Origin of the sequence: Lacipirellula sp., assembly GCF_965279485.1 — a bacterium.
In the GTDB taxonomy this organism is placed as follows: domain Bacteria; phylum Planctomycetota; class Planctomycetia; order Pirellulales; family Lacipirellulaceae; genus Lacipirellula.
This window is the reverse complement of record NZ_CBDIIC010000002.1, coordinates 1878176-1894225: the sequence shown is the minus strand read 5'-3', so window position 1 is coordinate 1894225 and position 16050 is coordinate 1878176. Positions and strand designations below refer to the sequence as shown.

At 62.1% G+C, this 16050-nt stretch carries 12 protein-coding genes and 1 pseudogene; 4 read left to right on the top strand and 9 right to left on the bottom strand.

The features are described from left to right. Positions 1–157: 157 nt before the first annotated feature. From gcvPA to ACQY7R_RS15200, 6 genes and pseudogenes are all read right to left on the bottom strand, one after another. Positions 158–1525 (bottom strand): aminomethyl-transferring glycine dehydrogenase subunit GcvPA, encoded by a 1368-nt coding sequence (gene gcvPA, locus ACQY7R_RS15225; protein WP_428306439.1) that lies wholly within the window; start codon positions 1523–1525, stop codon positions 158–160. Between the two features lie 95 nt (positions 1526–1620). After that, positions 1621–2019: a glycine cleavage system protein GcvH gene (gene gcvH, locus ACQY7R_RS15220; protein WP_428306438.1), complete on the bottom strand. Its 399-nt coding sequence runs from the start codon at positions 2017–2019 to the stop codon at positions 1621–1623. A gap of 177 nt (positions 2020–2196) precedes the next feature. Next, entirely contained in the window at positions 2197–3318 is a 1122-nt protein-coding gene (gene gcvT, locus ACQY7R_RS15215; RefSeq protein WP_428306437.1) for a glycine cleavage system aminomethyltransferase GcvT, read from the bottom strand. Positions 3319–3505: 187 nt separating this feature from the next. After that, positions 3506–5377: a ribonuclease R family protein gene (locus ACQY7R_RS15210; RefSeq protein ID WP_428306436.1), complete on the bottom strand. Its 1872-nt coding sequence runs from the start codon at positions 5375–5377 to the stop codon at positions 3506–3508. A 182-nt stretch (positions 5378–5559) separates the two neighbouring features. Next, positions 5560–5676 (bottom strand): annotated as a pseudogene (locus tag ACQY7R_RS15205) (hypothetical protein); the annotation flags it as partial. A 591-nt stretch (positions 5677–6267) separates the two neighbouring features. Further along, entirely contained in the window at positions 6268–7236 is a 969-nt protein-coding gene (locus tag ACQY7R_RS15200; protein WP_428306435.1) for a 3'-5' exoribonuclease YhaM family protein, read from the bottom strand. A gap of 278 nt (positions 7237–7514) precedes the next feature. Between ACQY7R_RS15200 and proS the strand changes: the two genes are divergently transcribed. The 4 genes from proS (at position 7515) to ACQY7R_RS15180 (ending at position 12807) form a co-directional block, all read left to right on the top strand. Beyond that, the gene (proS, locus tag ACQY7R_RS15195) at positions 7515–9032 is read left to right on the top strand and encodes a proline--tRNA ligase (protein WP_428306434.1); all 1518 of its coding nucleotides are present in this window, start codon (positions 7515–7517) and stop codon (positions 9030–9032) included. Positions 9033–9234: 202 nt separating this feature from the next. Further along, on the top strand, positions 9235–9774 hold the full coding sequence (locus ACQY7R_RS15190; protein ID WP_428306433.1) for a DUF4416 family protein: 540 nt from the start codon (positions 9235–9237) through the stop codon (positions 9772–9774). Between the two features lie 95 nt (positions 9775–9869). Then, positions 9870–11066 (top strand): DUF1573 domain-containing protein, encoded by a 1197-nt coding sequence (locus ACQY7R_RS15185; protein WP_428306432.1) that lies wholly within the window; start codon positions 9870–9872, stop codon positions 11064–11066. A 211-nt stretch (positions 11067–11277) separates the two neighbouring features. Continuing rightward, positions 11278–12807 carry a multiheme c-type cytochrome gene (locus ACQY7R_RS15180; RefSeq protein WP_428306431.1) on the top strand — a complete coding sequence of 510 codons (1530 nt, stop codon included), beginning with the start codon at positions 11278–11280 and terminating at the stop codon, positions 12805–12807. Between the two features lie 611 nt (positions 12808–13418). On the opposite strand, the gene ACQY7R_RS15175 is transcribed toward ACQY7R_RS15180, so the two are convergent. The 3 genes from ACQY7R_RS15175 to rbfA all read right to left on the bottom strand — a co-directional run bounded on the left by ACQY7R_RS15175 (position 13419) and on the right by rbfA (position 15908). Beyond that, positions 13419–14168, bottom strand: a complete 750-nt coding sequence (locus tag ACQY7R_RS15175) for a YebC/PmpR family DNA-binding transcriptional regulator (RefSeq protein ID WP_428306430.1) — start codon at positions 14166–14168, stop codon at positions 13419–13421. Positions 14169–14284: 116 nt separating this feature from the next. Continuing rightward, positions 14285–15250: a hypothetical protein gene (locus ACQY7R_RS15170; RefSeq protein ID WP_428306429.1), complete on the bottom strand. Its 966-nt coding sequence runs from the start codon at positions 15248–15250 to the stop codon at positions 14285–14287. 265 nt (positions 15251–15515) lie between these two features. Beyond that, the gene (gene rbfA, locus ACQY7R_RS15165; RefSeq protein WP_428306428.1) at positions 15516–15908 is read right to left on the bottom strand and encodes a 30S ribosome-binding factor RbfA; all 393 of its coding nucleotides are present in this window, start codon (positions 15906–15908) and stop codon (positions 15516–15518) included. Positions 15909–16050 lie beyond the last annotated feature (142 nt).

Here is a 16050-nt window from a genome sequence, read left to right as displayed (position 1 = left end):
AAGGACGCCATGAGCGCCAAGGGGGAACTTGGGAACCGCCGATGAACGCAGATACACGCCGATAAGAAATTAATTCATCTGCGTTAATCTGCGTTCATCCGCGGTTCCTGTTTTTCTTTGTATTTCTTGGCGCTCTTGGCGGTTAAGTATTTTCCGCTTACACGTGAGCCGGTTGGCGTGCGGACTTGGCAGTTAGCGACTTCACCAAGCCATCGATGTCGGCCTTCGTGCGCTTCTCGGTGACGGCTACCAGGAAGCAGTCGCTCAGCTCGGGGTACCAGCGCCCGAGCGGCAGGCCGGCGAGGTAGCCGGCGTCGATGGCTTCGCGGAGCAGGCCGTCAACGTTGTTCTCGGCGTCGCGGATGACGACTTCCTTGAACGTCGGCGCGTCGAAGGCTTGGCTAAAGCGTTCGTTCTGGCAGAGCTGTTCGGCGAGATAGCGCGTCTTCTGCAAGCAGAGATTGGCCGTTTCGCGGAGCCCCTGCGGGCCGGCCTGGGCGAGGTAAACGCTCGCGCGAACGGCGAACAGCGCCTGGTTCGTGCAGACGTTGCTAGTCGCCTTGTCACGGCGGATGTGCTGCTCGCGGGTTTGCATCGTGAGGACGTAGCACTTCTTGCCGCGACGGTCGACTGTCTCGCCGACGATGCGGCCCGGCATGCGGCGGACGAGCGAGTTGTCGCACGACATGATGCCGAGGTAGGGGCCGCCGTAGCTCATCGGCGTGCCGAGCGTGTGCCCTTCGGCCACCGCGATGCTCGCGCCATAGTCGGCGGGACGCTTCAAGATGCCGAGGCTGATTGGATCGAAGACCGAGATCAGTAGGGCCCCCGCGCCCTTCGCGACGGCGGCGATGCGGTCGGCGTCTTCGATGCATCCGAAGAAGTTTGGCTGCTGCAGGATGACCGCGGCCGTCTTGTCGTCGATTGCCGCGGCGAGGGCGTCCGCGTCGAGGACGCCAGCCGGGCAGTCGAGCGTGACGAGTTCCGCGTCGATGTTCTCGAAGTAGGTCGCGATCGTCTGGCGATATTCCGGATGGAGCGACGACGGCGCGATCACTTTGTTCCGGCTGCCGCCCGCGTGGAGCGCCATCAACACCGCCTCGGCAGCGGCGCTGGCGCCGTCGTAGAGGCTGCTGTTGGCGACGTCGAGTCCCGTCAGCCGCGTGATGAGCGATTGGTACTCGAACATCACCTGCAGGTTGCCCTGGCTGGCTTCCGCCTGATAGGGCGTGTACGAGGTGTAGAACTCGCTCCGCGAACCGATCACGTCGCACACTGACGGCACGAAGTGATCGTAGCTGCCGCCGCCGAGGAAGCAGACCTTCGTGCCGGCGTAGTCGTTCAGCGCGGTGAGCTGCCGCAGGTGCTGATCGAGCTCCATCTCCGACAGCGCCGGCGGCAAGTTGAGCGGCCGCTTCAACTGCAGCGCGTCGGGGATCGGAGCGAAGAGCTCGTCGATGCTCGCTGCGCCGATCGAGGCGAGCATTTCGGCTTGATCTTCGGGCGTGTTGTAGTGGTACGGCATGGTTTGAAAGGCGAAAGTGGAAATGGGAAAGGGGACGCTTAGCGATAAGGATGACGCAGGTTAGCGCCTCTCCACTTTCGCATTTCCCCTTTGTCTTAGTGCCCTTCTTCTTCGCACTGCTTTTGGTAAGCGGCGAAGTCGAGCAGGTTGCCGAGGTTCGACTCGTCGGTGATGCGAATCTTCGCGATCCAGCCTTCGATGTACGGATCGGTGCTGAGGATTTCGAGCTTGTCGGGGAGCGCCGTGTTCACCTCGATCACCTCGCCGGTGACGGGGGCGTAGACGTCGCTCACGGCCTTCACCGATTCGACTTCGCAGAAGGGCTGCTCCGCCTCGGCCTGGGCGCCGACCTTGGGGAGTTCGATGAACACGAGGTCGGTGAGGGCCTCGACGGCGAACGCCGAGATGCCGACGGTGGCGATCTTCTGCCCGCCCACTTCGGCGACAGAGACCCATTCGTGTGTTTTGGCGTAATGAAGATCTTCGGGCTTCACGGCCAGACTCCTTCGTGATTCTGTGCAGTCTCTCGCAGAGGCGCGGAGACGCAGAGGGATACGGTTGGTCTACTCGATGTCTCTAACTCGCCTCGGTGCTGAACAAGCAACGAGGGGCTTATGTATATGAAAACTCACAGGCTCTGTATTTAAACTCTGCGTCTCTGCGAGAGACGATTATTTCCCGCGCTGATAAAACGGCAGCGGGACGACTTGGGCGGGGTGGTGTTGGCCGCGGATGTCGACGGCCAGCGGGGTGCCGGGGGCGGAGGCGGTTTGCTTGACGAAGCCCATCGCGATCGGCCGTTCGAACGTCGGCGAGAACGTGCCGCTCGTTACCGCACCGACTGCCTCGTCGCCGTGGAGGATAACGGCGCCTTCGCGGGCAGGGCGTTTGCCTTCGAGCTGCAAGCCAACGCGCACCGATTGCTGCTCGTCCTTCTGGGCTTTGACGATTGCTTCGCGGCCGACGAACTCGCGATTGCGGAGGTTGACCGCAAAGCTGACGTCAGCCTGGACCGGGTTGATCTGTTCCGACAGCTCATGACCGTACAGCGGCATGCCGGCTTCGAGCCGCAGCGTGTCGCGCGCTGCGAGGCCTACTGGGCCGCCGCCGAGCGGTTCGGCGCGCTCAATGAGCCGCGTCCAAATGATGCCGGCGTCGGCCGCGTCGCAAATAATCTCGCAGCCATCCTCGCCCGTGTAGCCGGTACGGCTAACGAAGCTGCGGAACGCGGCAACGCGAGTCATGACTCCGAAGTAGTAGCGAAGCGAGGTGAGCTCGTGGTCGCAGATCGCGTCGAGCACTTCGATTGCCCGTGGACCTTGGATCGAGATCATCGCGTACTCGGTCGTCTTGTCGTCGATGCCGACGTCGAAGCTGCCGCGGCGCTGGTTGAGCCAGGAGATGATCTTCGTGCGGTTGCTGGCGTTCACCACCAGGCCGTAACCGCTGAGGCCCCCTTCGGGGAGTTGAATCTGATAGACGAGGATGTCGTCAAGCACTCCGCCAGTCTCGTTGCAGACGAGCGAGTAGCGGACCTGCCCCGGCGTCATGTCGTCGATCCGCCGCGTGAGGAGCGAATCGAGAAACCGCTGGGCGTCGGGACCGTCGATAATCAACCGGCCCATGTGCGAGATGTCGAACAGGCCGGCGGCTTTGCGGGTCGCCTGGTGCTCTTCGACGATCGAGCTGTATTGCACCGGCATCGACCAGCCGGCGAAATCAACCATCCGCCCGCCGTGGGCGACGTGCCAACCATGAAGCGGCGTCTGCAAGAGTTGAGAGTCGTCGTTCATGGCGTTCGCGAGTTGAGGGCGGCGGGGAGTCGTTTGTTGTACGGCAAGCGGGCGCGGGGCGGAAGAATCGCGATTGCGCAGAGTTTGGTTGAAATCTGGTGAAATCTAGGCGTGCGAGCCCGCAGCGCACGGGACCACGCGGGCTGCCGTATTCTACGGGCAGCCGAGCCAGTCGCCAGGGGCGGCGCTACTTCCGGCCTTTGCCTCCTTTGCGAGGCCCCTTCTTCTTACCAGGCTTCGTAGGCCCATGCGGAGCTTCGCCGCCGCGGCGGTTGCGTCCGGTCGAGGCGGGGCCGCTCGATTTGCCGATGCGGCCGATCAGGCGGAAATCGAGCTCGCGGCGATCGACGTCAACCGCAGCCACGGCGATCCGCACCGCATCGCCCAATCGATACGAATTACCGCCTCGCAGGCCGTGGACCACGTGGCCCGCGCGGTCGTAGCGGTAATAGTCGTCCGTGAGGGCGGCGATCGGGATGAAGCCCTCGGCTGGGATGTCGGACCCGGTGATGAACAGCCCGAAGCTTTCGACGCCGGTGATGTAACCGTTCATCTCCGTGCCGATTTTATCGGCGAAGTAGTTGAGCAGTTTCACTTTGTTCAGCTCGCGCTCGGCCTCGGTCGCCCGTTGCTCGCGGTCGCTGCAGTGGTCGCCGAGGATCAGCAGCGCTTCGAGGCTCTGAACCGGCTTCTTGCCTTGGGCGAGATCGTCGAACAGCCGGTGGACGGTGAGGTCTGGGTAGCGGCGGATCGGCGAAGTGAAGTGGCAGTAGCAGTCGCTCGCCAGCGCGAAGTGCCCCTCTTCCTCGGGACTGTAAACGGCCCGTTGCATTGAGCGGAGCGTTGCGTAGTTAATGGCATGCTCGCGCGGATCGCCTTCGACGTCTTTGAGCAGCTTTTGCAGCGCGAACCGGCTTTCGAGGCTGTCGGTCTTGATGCCAAGCTCGCCGACGAACGCGGTGAGCGACTTCAGCTTCCGCGGATCGGGCGCCCCGTGGACGCGGCGGAGGAAAATTAGCTCGTCATCGAAGAGTTTCTCAGCGACCGCTTCGTTCGCGGCGAGCATGAACTCTTCGATGATCTGATGGCTCTCAGTGTTGATCTCCAGATGAGCGCCGGTGACGCGGCCGTTTTTGTCGAGATCGATTTCGAGCTCGGGGCGATTCAGTTCGAGCGCCCCGCGACGGAAGCGGCGTTCGCGGAGCTTCATCGCGAGCGTGAACATCCGTTCGAGGAGCGAGTCGACGTCGGCGGTAAGTTTTAAGTGCGGCGGCGCCGCTCCAGTCGCTTTCCCCTGCGGGGTTGAGGCAGGAGCGGGGGCCTTCTGGTCAAACTTTTCCGCTTCCTCGCCTCGCAACGCGGCTGGTGCAGATTTTTTGTCTTTGCTGCTCCGGTCGACTAGCCCCTTCGCCAGCAGATACTCGTCAACCTCTTCGTACGTAAACCGCCGCCCGCTCTTGATCGCGCTCTTGAACACTTCCGTCCCAATCGGCGTGCCGTCGGCGGTGAACTCGATGCGAGCCGTGATCGCGTACCGCACCCTGTCAGGCTGCAAGCTTGCCAGGTTGTTCGAGATGATCTCCGGCAGCATCGGGATGACGCGATCGGGCAGGTAGACGCTCGTCGCCCGCTCTTTCGCCTCACGATCGAGAGCTGTCTTCGGCTGGACGAAGTGCGACACGTCCGCGATGTGGACGCCGAGGATCCAGTGCCCCGGATTCCCCACGTGATCGTCGATCTGCGTCAGCGAGATCGCATCGTCGAAGTCGCGGGCCGTCACGGGGTCGATCGTGATGATCGTCTCGTTCGTAATATCCTGGCGGTGCAGGCCCGAGCTTTCGGTGCCGATCGATTCGTCGAATTTCTCTGCCTGCTGGCGAGCTTCTTCGAGGGCGTCCTCGGCGAACGGGCCGGGGAGGCTGTACTCGTGCATGATCGAGAGCGTGTCGACGCCCGGCAGGCCGCGACCGCCGAGCACCTCGATGAGCACGCCTTCGCCATCGTGGACGTGCGAGGGGAAGCGGACCATCTCGATGACGACTTTGTCGTCGGGCTGCACGCCCTTCGCACCCGGGTCGCGACGTAGATCGCTTGGGCAAAGAGCTTGCCGTCGATCTGCACCATTCCCATGCCACCCTGCTCGAAGTACGTGCCGACGAAGCGATTGGTAGCGCGGGTGACGACCTCGATGATGTGGCCTTCCATCTTGCCGCCGCGACCGCGATGGCTGAGCCGAACGCTCACCGTATCGCCGCTGGCCGCATCGCCGCTGGCGTTGGCGGGGATGAAGATGTCGGCGTCGCGTCCTTCAACGCGCTGCGTTCCCTCGGGGCGGACGAAGCCGAAGCCGGCTTCCATGCGGCGAAAGGCGCCGACGATGTGATTCGGGTCGCGGTTCGACTTTTTCTTCTTGGTCCGTTTTTGTTCTGTTTGGCCCCCCTCCCCTTGATGGGGAGGGGATAGGGGAGGGGTGTCGCCTGCTGAGTTGGCATCTGTGTCGCCATCAGCGCGTGTACCTGCTTCGCCCCCCTCCCCAGCCCTCCCCTCGGAGGGGGAGGGGGCCAGAGCGCGTGGGTTTGCGACCGGCAGCACCATGTGGTTCGAGCCGTAGGCTAGCAGCCCTTCACGCACCATCTTCTTGACGGTCTTGCGCACCGTCTCCGCCTCGTCGCCGCTGAGCCCGAGCCGCTTGGCGATCATCTTCGGCTTCATCGCCTTGTAGTCGGCGTGATTGACGATCGAAAGGATTTCTTCGCGGAGATGTTGCATTGTCGGTTGTTCTTAGGAGGAACCACGAAGGCACTAAGAGACGAAGGCGCACGAAGAAGAGCCGAGAGCCGGATCAGCGGTTTCGCAATTCCCTTCGTGTTTCCTTCGTGCCGTCGTGTCTTCGTGGTTAGTCTTTCCTTAGTGCGCCGGGGGCGGGGACGCCCCGGCTCGCTTGGTGGCTTACATCGCTCCCTTGTAAAGCTTCCGTCCAATCTGCGTGAAGTACTGCGTCCACGGACTATCTGCATTCGGGCAGTCGTTGATCAGTTGGGTGAAGCTCGCCAGTTTCGCGTCGAGGTTGTCGAGGTGGTGGAGCGCCACCGCTTCGAGGGTCATCGGCAGCTTCGAGCTGCCGTACTCGTACTCGCCGTGGTGGCTGATGATCATGTGCTTGATCTCGGTGATCAGCTTCTCGGGCATCGGCATGCCGTCTTTGCGAACGGCTTCGCGGACTTTGTCGTCGACCATCGTGACGCCCATGATCATGTGGCCGAGCATCTGGCCTTCGTCGGTGTAGGAGATGTCGCGGTCGTAGCTCAGCTCGTCGACTTTCGCGGCGTCGTGGAGGAAGGCGCCGACGAGTAGCTTGTCTTGGTCGAGCTGCGGATAGCGCGGGGCGACGACGAGCACGAGCTCCAGCAGGCTGACGACGTGTTCGAGCAGGCCGCTTTTGTAGCCGTGGTGGTTCTTCATCCCGGCGGGGGCGATACAGAACTTGTCCATGAAGACCGAGTCGTCGACGAACGCCTTCACGAGTCGCTGCAGCGGCGGCGTTTGGATCTTGCCGAGGATCTCGACCAGGCGGGCCCGCATCCGGTCGACGTCGGCCGACTGCAGCGTCATGAAGTCGGCTTCGCAAACTTCGTCCGGCCGCGCGCGGCGGATGCGGTTAGCGATCAGCTGCATGTTCCCCTGGAACAGCTGCGTGGCGCCGTCGACCACCACGAAGTCGCCGTTCTCGAACGCCTTGTAGTCATCCTCGCTGGCATTCCACATGCGGGTGTTGATCGACCCGCTCCGGTCGCTCAGATCGACCTGGAGGTAGAGGTTGCCGTTCTTGTTCGGCCGCAGCAGCTTCTCGGAGGCGAGAAAGACCTGCTGAACCGGTTCGTTGTGGGCGAGTTGGCTAACAAAGCGACGATCAGGCATAGGGAAGGGTTCAGGCGTCGGGGTTCAGGTAGCCGCGGGTCAACGACCCGCCGGAGCGCGTGCAGGAAGGAACAATCATACCAAAACCAGCCCCGCCCGTATTTGCCGGCGGCTGGGCCGGTGCTGGCGAACTTGTCGTCCGCGGCGGCTGCCTTTCCTGTATTCACGCTCGCATTCCGCAGGGGAGGGGAGTCGTTTAGAATGGCCCGCTTTCCTTGTGACGCTCCGGCGGGTCGTTGACCCGCGGCTACCTCAACCTGAACCCTCCGCTCTAGCCCATGTCCGGTAAAACCGCCATCACGCCCACCCGCAGCGAAAACTACCCGGAGTGGTACCAGCAAGTCGTGAAGGGCGCCGATCTCGCCGAGAATTCCGACGTCCGCGGCTGCATGGTCATCAAGCCGTGGGGCTACGCGATCTGGGAGAACATTCAGCGGCAGCTCGACGCGATGTTCAAGGCGACTGGGCACGAGAACGCATACTTCCCGCTGTTCATCCCGATGAGCTTCCTTGAAAAGGAGGCGGAGCACGTCGAAGGGTTCGCGAAGGAATGCGCGGTGGTGACGCACCATCGGCTGGAACCAAACGGCAAGGGGGGCCTCCGCCCGGCGCCCTCGGCCGAGCTCGAAGAGCCGCTGATCGTCCGTCCGACGAGCGAAACGATCATCGGCGCCACGTTCGCGCGGTGGGTGCAGTCGTATCGCGACCTGCCGATTCTCATCAACCAATGGGCCAACGTCGTCCGCTGGGAACTGCGGACGCGGATGTTCCTACGGACCACGGAGTTCCTCTGGCAGGAAGGGCACACCGTTCACGCGACGGCCGACGAAGCGCAGATCGAGACGCGGCAGATGCTCGACGTGTACGCCGAGTTCGCCGAAGGCTCGATGGCGATGCCGGTCATTAAAGGTGAGAAGACCTCGGGCGAACGCTTCCCTGGCGCGGTGAGCACCTACAGCATCGAAGCGATGATGCAGGACCGCAAAGCACTGCAAGCGGGAACGAGCCACTTCCTCGGCCAGAACTTTGCGAAGGCCCAGGAGATCAAGTTCCAAAGCGAAGCGGGCCAGCTCGAATACGCCTGGACCACCAGCTGGGGCGTCTCGACCCGGCTGATCGGCGGGTTGATCATGACCCACTCCGACGACGACGGCCTCGTGCTGCCGCCGAAGCTCGCGCCCGCCCACGTCATCATTCTGCCGATCTACAAGACGCCGGAAGAACGGGCTAAGGTCGTGCCGTTCTGCGAGGGGCTGAAGAAGGATCTCGCCGCCCAGCAATACGTCGGCGAAGCGGTCCGCGTGCGGATCGACGACCGCGACATCCGCGGCGGCGACAAGAAGTGGCAATGGGTGAAGCGCGGCGTGCCGATCCGTCTGGAAATCGGCCCGCGCGACATTGCCGATGGGAAGTTGTTTCCAGCCCGTCGCGATGGTGTGAAGTACGAAACGAAGCCGACGCCTGAGGAGTTCGTCGCCAACATTGCTGCGACGCTCGCCGAGATGCAGCAAGGCCTATTCGACCGTGCCGCGAAGCTCCGCGACGAAGCGACGGTGAAGATCGATTCGCTCGCCGAGTTCGAAAAGTTCTTCACGCCGAAGAACGCCGACAACCCCGAGATCCACGGCGGCTTGGCGTACTGCCACTTTGTCGATTCGCCCGAGATCGAGGAGAAGCTCAAGGAGCTGAAGGTGACCGTCCGCTGCGTGCCGCTCGACGGCGAAGCAGAGCCGGGGACGTGCATCTTCACTGGCAAGCCAAGCGCGAAACGAGGCGTGTTCGCGAAGAGCTACTAGACCGTCTCGACTGCGCAGCGCTGTTCGGGGATGGACAGGATAACAGGATTGCGCAGATCAACAGGATAGGATTGGAATGAGGTGGCGGGTTGGCTGCTCAGCTCGCCTACTCTTTCTTCGCTCTTCATCCCGTCGATCCGCGAAATCCTGTTGTCCCGTCCATGATTCGAGCGAGCTAACTACACGCAGAGGCAATGCAGCGATGGGCGACATTCACGAACCGCTGCCAGTCCAGTTTCTCGTCGCGGCCAGCAGCCGTTACGAGGAAGCCCTCGTTTGGGGCCTGCGTGAATGCGAAGCTGAGTACGGCCCGCCCGCCGCGGTGAGCTCGGCATTCGACTTCACCGAAACCAACTACTACGACGCCGAGATGGGCGTTGGGCTCAAGAAGCAGTTTTGGGTCTTTGAGCAACTCGTCGATCCGGGCCGCTTGCCGGCAATCAAGCGACAGACGAACTTTCTCGAGGCGGAGTACGCCGGCCTGAAACTCCACGCCGAACCGCGGCCGCTTAACCTCGATCCTGGCTATATCACTCTGGCGAAGCTGGTGCTCGCCTCGACGAAAGACCATGCCCACCGCATCTACCTCGCCGATGGCATCTACGCCGAGGTGACGCTGTCGTACCGGAAAGCGGGTTGGCAGCCGTTCGAGTGGACCTATCCCGATTATCGCCGGGCCGACTTTCAGGCGTTCTTCACGAGTTGCCGGGAATTGCTGCCGCGCGTCCGCCGGCAAAATTGACGCCCCGCGGAGGCGGCATCTAGAATCGAAGATACGCGGAGGCTCCGCGGCCACAGACTTCGGCTCCGACTTCCACGCTCCTGGCGACGATCACGATGAAAACGACGCTTGTTTGGTTCCTCTCGGCTGCGACCCTCGGCATTGCGGCGGGCGCGGCGCTCGGCTACTGGGAAGCCCGCCCCTGGACGATGCGTAACGGCTCGAAGCCTGCCCCAGCGGCGACCGAGCCGGCGGCCAAGGGCGACGCCCCGCCGAGCAATTCCGCTCAAGCGGTGATCGACGAAACGACGTTCAACTTCGACAAGATGGAGAGCGGCACGACGCAGCAGCATACGTTCGAAATCAAGAACGACGGCAAGTCGCCGCTCGATCTGGAGTTCGTTTCGCACACCTGCAAGTGCACGACGGTCGAACTCAATGGCCAAGACGTCGAGCCGGGCGCCGGCGCGACGGTGAAACCGGGCGAGTCGGCGAAGGTGATGCTCGAATGGGCGGCCAAAGTTCCGCCGGGACCGTTTCGCCATGGCGCCACGTTTCGCACGAACGACCCGGAACGCGATCGGATCGAACTGATGGTTGAAGGCGACATTGTCGATTCGACGACGCTCTCGCCATCGGTGCTGAACTTCGGCAGCGTCAGCATCGGCACGGACGGCGTGGCCGAGATGCTCGTGACTTCGTCGCTTGAACCCGAAGTGAAGATCGAATCGACGGAGGTCCTCGACGCAAAGCTGGCCGAGCAGGTCGACGTCAAGGTTGAAGAGGTTCCAAAGGCTGAGTTGCCGCCAGGCGCCGAGACCGCAGCCCGGGTTGTGGCGACGTTCAAGCCAAAGGGGACGATTGGACCGTTCGTCGGCTCGCTCAAGATGAAGACGAATCTCAAGCGGGCGCCGAGCATCGAGGTGCCGATCTATGGCTCGGTGAAGGGCGATATTTCGATCTTTGGCGCCGGCTGGAACGAACCGAGCGGCGTGCTGCGGCTCGCTCCGACGACGAGCGCCGAGGGTTCGACGACGCGGTTGAGCATCTCTATTCGCGGCGACCATGCGAAGTCGACGACGCTGAAAATCGCATCGGTGAAGCCGGAAGAATTGAAGGCGACGCTGGGCGATCCGAAGGTAATCCGCGACAACCTCGTGCAGACGCCGCTAATCGTCGAGATCCCAAAGGGAACGCGGCCGATGGTGATGATGGGCGAGGATCAGGGTGGCGAAGGCGAGATCATCCTGTCGACGACCCATCCCGAGACGTCCGAGGTGCGGTTGCGGGTGACGTTTACGGTGAAGCCGTAGGGGGGCCGTAGGGGGAAAGTCGGCAGTGAGCAGTCGGCAGGGGGCGGTTGAGTAACATGCAGCCCCGACCCCTGCCTCTTTACTGCCCACTGCCCACTGCCCACTGCCCACTGCCCACTCACCCAACCGCGGTGGCCCCGTTTTGCGGCAACCGGTACCATAAAGGTTCACCTGCGATCCTTTACGGCTCCATTTCCGGCGGCTTGCCACCATGCGAATTGTCACCTTTGCGGCCTCCGCGTTCGTCGTTCTCGGGCTGCTAGCATTCGTCGGCAACGCCGCCGATCCGACCGCGAAGCCGACGATCGACCCGATCAAAGCGAACGGCGAAATCTTCGTCGGCTGGCCGAAGCCCGAATTCGCGCTGGTGATTTCCGGCGAACTCGACGGCTATCTCGAACCATGCGGTTGCGCGGGCCTTGAGAATCAGAAGGGCGGGCTCAAGCGTCGCGAGACGCTGCTCAACGATCTTCGCGCCAAGGGTTGGCCGCTGGTAAACCTCGACATGGGCGGCCTCGTCAAACGCGACGGCGTTCAGGCCGAGATCAAGTACAAGTACGCCCTCGAGTCGCTCGTCGACCTCGGCTACAACGCGATCGGCTTGGGCGTCAACGAGTTGTCGTTGGGGAACGTCGAAGCGGTCTCGGTCGCGCTGATGAATCTCGACCCGGCCAAGAACCCCGTCACCTCGGCCAACGTCGGCGTCTACGGCCTCGACGAATCGGTTGAGATGGGAATGACGGCTCGCTTCCGCGTCGTCGAAGCGGGCGGCAAGCGGATCGGCGTCACGTCGGTGCTCGGCGCCAAGCACATCGCCGCGATTAAAGGCCGGGCCGATATCGCGACGATCCCGCCCGCCGAAGCGATTGCGAAAGTCGTGCCGCTGCTCGCTGCCGAGAAGTGCAACCTGCAGGTGCTGATGGTCCACGGCGACCCAGCCGAAGCGGCGACGCTCGCTCAGCAGTTTCCGCAATTCCAGGTAGTCGCCACGACTGGCGGCGCCGAGGAGCCTCCCAGCAGCCCAAAGGTGATTCCCGGAACGAAGACGCTGTTGATCGAGGCGGGGCACAAAGGGATGTACGTCATCGTGCTCGGCTTCTTTGCCGACGCCCAACAGCCGATCCGCTACCAGCGCGTGCCGCTTGATTCGCGGTTCGTCGAGGGGCCGAAGATGAAGAAGCGGCTCGTTGATTATCAAAAAGAACTCGCGACGGCGACGTTCGAGGGGCTGGGGCTGAAGCCGGTCGCTCATCCCGATGGCGAGTTTGCCGGTTCGGAATCATGCGCGGCGTGCCATGCGGCCGCCTGGGATGTGTTTGTGAAAACGCCGCACGCCCACGCGACCGATACGCTGGTGAAGCTCGACCCGCCGCGGCACTTCGATCCCGAGTGTCTGTCGTGTCACGTGACCGGCTGGAATGCTCAGCAATACTTCCCGTACAAGAGCGGCTATCTCGGCCTTACCGAAACACCGTTAATGACGCAGAACGGCTGCGAGAACTGCCACGGTCCCGCCGCCGCGCACGTGAAGGCTGAAAGCGGCGAAATCGACGCCACCGACCAAGAGAAGCAGGCGTTGCAAGTCGCGTTGCGGATGAAGATCGAAGACAACGAAGGCAACAAAGACGGACAGAAGTACGGCGAGGTGGTGAAGAACTGCATGGAGTGCCACGACCTCGACAACAGCCCCGACTTCGACTTCCAGAAGTACTGGCCGCAGACTATGCATTCGGAGAAGTAGCGGCGGCAATAGGTTTGCGTGCTAGAGCCAGTGAGTCGTTTAATGCACGAAGGCGAACTTCATCGACCGACGCTCGATGTGCGGATTGTTTTCCGCGATCCGCCTGATCTCTTCGAACTTGAGGCAAGTGTTAGGACCGGTCGATGGCAAGGCGTTGCGACCGCTTACTTTTCGCCGACCAACCTTCGAACGAAGGCGGGTGACTTGGCCGGTTGGTCGCGCAATCCTCGAAGCGACTTCAAGATTGAGGCCGGAATTGTTGGCAACTCTGGAGCGATTGCATTGAGTTTCGCGCCGCGTGATCAAATCGGTCACCTTGAATGCGGGGTCTCACTCGCAACCAGTGACTTGCGGTCTCAAGTCGCTGATCGATGGCGATTGTCGCTCTCGATTCGCACGGAGCCCGGACTCGTTCAGCGATTTGCAGAGCAATTGCTGGCACTCTGCGACGGAACAATAGACAAGGCCGTTCTTGAGGGGCTCGCAATTTAGCTCGCGATCCCTGTGCCGTTGCGCAACGATCAACCGTCAGTTCCACATCGGCGACTTAGCTGCGAGCGGGCGTGGCTGAATGGAGAGCCGTCACGCATTGCATTGCCGCAGCCAGCGGCTTAGAGCTGCAGTTCCGCCATCACGTCGCCGGGAATGTTGAAATTCGCCGACACGGTTTGCACGTCGTCGTGATCGTCGAGCGCCGTCATCATCTTGAGCACGCGACGGGCGTCGTCGCCTGAAATGTCGACAGTATCCTTCGGGATGCGCGTAATCTCGCTTCCCTCGGTCGTGATGCTGGCCGCTTCGAGGGCCGAGCAAACCGTGGCGTACGATTCGGGCTCAGCGATGATCTCGTAGAGTTCGCCCTCGGTGCGCACGTCGTCGGCGCCTGCTTCGATGGCGAGTTCCATCAACGCATCTTCGCCGATCTTGTCCTTGGCGACGCGGACGAGCGATTTGCGATCGAACATCCAGGCAACGCAGCCGGTGGCGCCGAGCTTGCCGCCGGCGACTTCGAAGATCTTGCGAACTTCGGGAGCCGTGCGGTTGCGATTGTCTGTCAGAATTTCGCACAGGACCGCGACGCCGGCCGGGCCGTAGCCTTCGTACAGCACCTGCTCGAGGTTGCCGCCTTCGAGCTCGCCGGTTCCCTTCTTGATCGACCGCTCGATCGTGTCCTTGGGCATGTTGCCCGCTTTGGCGTCGTTGATCGCGTAGCGGAGCTTCAGATTGGTGGCCGGATCGCCGCCCCCCTCTTTGGCCGCCACGATGAGCGCTTTGGAGAGCTTGCTCCACAGCTTGCCGCGCTTGTTGTCGATTGCGGACTTTTTGTGGGCGATATTCGCCCAGTGGGAATGGCCGGCCATGGGGAGTATGCGGGGTTCAGAGGTCGGGGTTCAGGGTTCAGAAGCTCATGAGGAGATTGGGTGCGATGTCAGACGTCCATTACTGAATCCTGATACGTGAACCCCAACCCCTCGCGCTAGCGCGGCTTCTTCTTCACAAGTTTCTTCGTCGCCGTCGCCGTCGTCGGCTTCTTCTTCGCCGGCGGAGCGGCCTTTGCAGCCGGCTTCTTCGCGGGCGGGGCCGGCTTCTTTTCGGGTTTCTTTTCCGGCTTCTTCGTCGCGGCCGGCTTGGCTGGCTCTTCTTTCTTCGGCGCCGGCTTCTTTGCGGGCTCGGCAGCCTTTGCTGGAGCAGGGGCCGTCTTGGCGGGAGCGACAGCGGCGGGGGCCTTCACCGGTTCCGGCGGGGCCGGCTCGTCGGCCTTCGGACGCTTCGGCAGGTTGTCCTTCGCGTCGGGTTCAATTTCCAGCAGCAACTTGCGGATCGTCGGGCCGTACGGGCTGCGGTGCATTTCGACGCCCAACTGGTGCAGCAGCGAACCGGTTTCGACGCCCTTGTTCTTCGGGACGGTCCGTTCAAGGCCCGGGACGGCGCCCTTGGCCGCTTCGGCGTCGGTGACGACGCCGACGACGCGCATCGATTCAAGCAGGCCTTGGTTGACCGGAATCGAGTGCCCGCCGAGCGATTGTTGCGTCACGTAAGCGACGATGAACGGCGTGCTGCCGTTGTATTTTTCGATCGTCTTCACCGCGACGCCGATGTTCTGCTTCTTCAGCGGCTCGAGATCGAACGAGTAGTGCGTTTCGAAGACGCTTTGCAGCACGCGCTTTAGCCGCGTCGCCGCTTCAGTGGGATCATTCAGTGGCTTAAGCGCCTCCGACAGTTCCCGAATTGTGCTGACGCGCACTTCGTTCCAATCGAAGTAGTCGGTCGCCAATGAATGAAACACCTTCTCAGCCGGCTCATGCAGCGAATTCTCCAGGCAGCAGGAGAAAATCAGATTCTCCAGCAACGAGCGTTCCTTCGGCGGAGCGGTCGGCTTGTAGTGCTTCTTGACGACCTTGAGCACTTTGGTGATGAGCGCTGCGCGATTCTTGCTGGCCATGGGCGAATTGTCTCAGTTGATGGCTTCTATGTTTCTTCGCGGCGGCGGTTCCTCCTGAACGCAGCGGCCGATGATGGGGCGGAGACGACCAAGCCAATCGACGAAGACTAGACGGGGAGGCGAGCTCCTCCGGTCGGTCAACGGGATCGGGCGGATGGGCGGTTCCTGTTTTGTCTAATTATCGCTCGTAAAGTCCGTCTGCGAGCAGGTTTCGGGCATTTGCGGCGTCCCTTTTAGGATGGGACGCCCGTGCGAGCCGCAGGCCCTATTCCGGCGAATCCTCAGCGGATTCATCGGCTTCCGGTTTTGCTGGTTGTTCCGGCAGAACGTCTTCCAGGAGTCGGGCGATGGCGATCGAGTTTTTCACCCCCATGTCCAGTTCGAATATGACGCGGGGGGTGTAGCGGGTGTCGATCCGCTTGGCGATCTTCTGCTGCAAGTAGCCGGCGGAACTTTGCAAACCGTGCATGCATAGGTCCGCAGCGCGGTCGTCGCCCATGATCGAGACGTAGACCTTCGCCTGCCGCATATCGGGCGAGACTTCCACCTTGGTGACAGTCACGCCTTCGATGCGCGGATCTTTCAAGTCGGCCAGGATCGCCATCCCAACGACTTCCCGAATCGCTTCGGCAGCTTTCAGTACGCGTCGTGAACTCATAAGGCGATGCAGTCGAAATACAGGTTAAAGGCGATGCGGCATAGGAGCTAAATGAAGAATGACGAAAGCTGAATGAAGTGCGACGGCGCCAAGAGGCACTCCGACACTCGTCATTCGTGCTTTGTCATTCAGGCATCCTTTT

Coding starts and splice junctions, on each gene's coding strand:
- gcvPA (WP_428306439.1), bottom strand. CDS start 1,525: ATGCCGTACCACTACAACACGCCCGAAGATCAAGCCGAAATGCTCGCC.
- gcvT (WP_428306437.1), bottom strand. CDS start 3,318: ATGAACGACGACTCTCAACTCTTGCAGACGCCGCTTCATGGTTGGCAC.
- ACQY7R_RS15200 (WP_428306435.1), bottom strand. CDS start 7,236: ATGCCTGATCGTCGCTTTGTTAGCCAACTCGCCCACAACGAACCGGTT.
- proS (WP_428306434.1), top strand. CDS start 7,515: ATGTCCGGTAAAACCGCCATCACGCCCACCCGCAGCGAAAACTACCCG.
- ACQY7R_RS15190 (WP_428306433.1), top strand. CDS start 9,235: ATGGGCGACATTCACGAACCGCTGCCAGTCCAGTTTCTCGTCGCGGCC.
- ACQY7R_RS15185 (WP_428306432.1), top strand. CDS start 9,870: ATGAAAACGACGCTTGTTTGGTTCCTCTCGGCTGCGACCCTCGGCATT.
- ACQY7R_RS15180 (WP_428306431.1), top strand. CDS start 11,278: ATGCGAATTGTCACCTTTGCGGCCTCCGCGTTCGTCGTTCTCGGGCTG.
- ACQY7R_RS15175 (WP_428306430.1), bottom strand. CDS start 14,168: ATGGCCGGCCATTCCCACTGGGCGAATATCGCCCACAAAAAGTCCGCA.
- ACQY7R_RS15170 (WP_428306429.1), bottom strand. CDS start 15,250: ATGGCCAGCAAGAATCGCGCAGCGCTCATCACCAAAGTGCTCAAGGTC.
- rbfA (WP_428306428.1), bottom strand. CDS start 15,908: ATGAGTTCACGACGCGTACTGAAAGCTGCCGAAGCGATTCGGGAAGTC.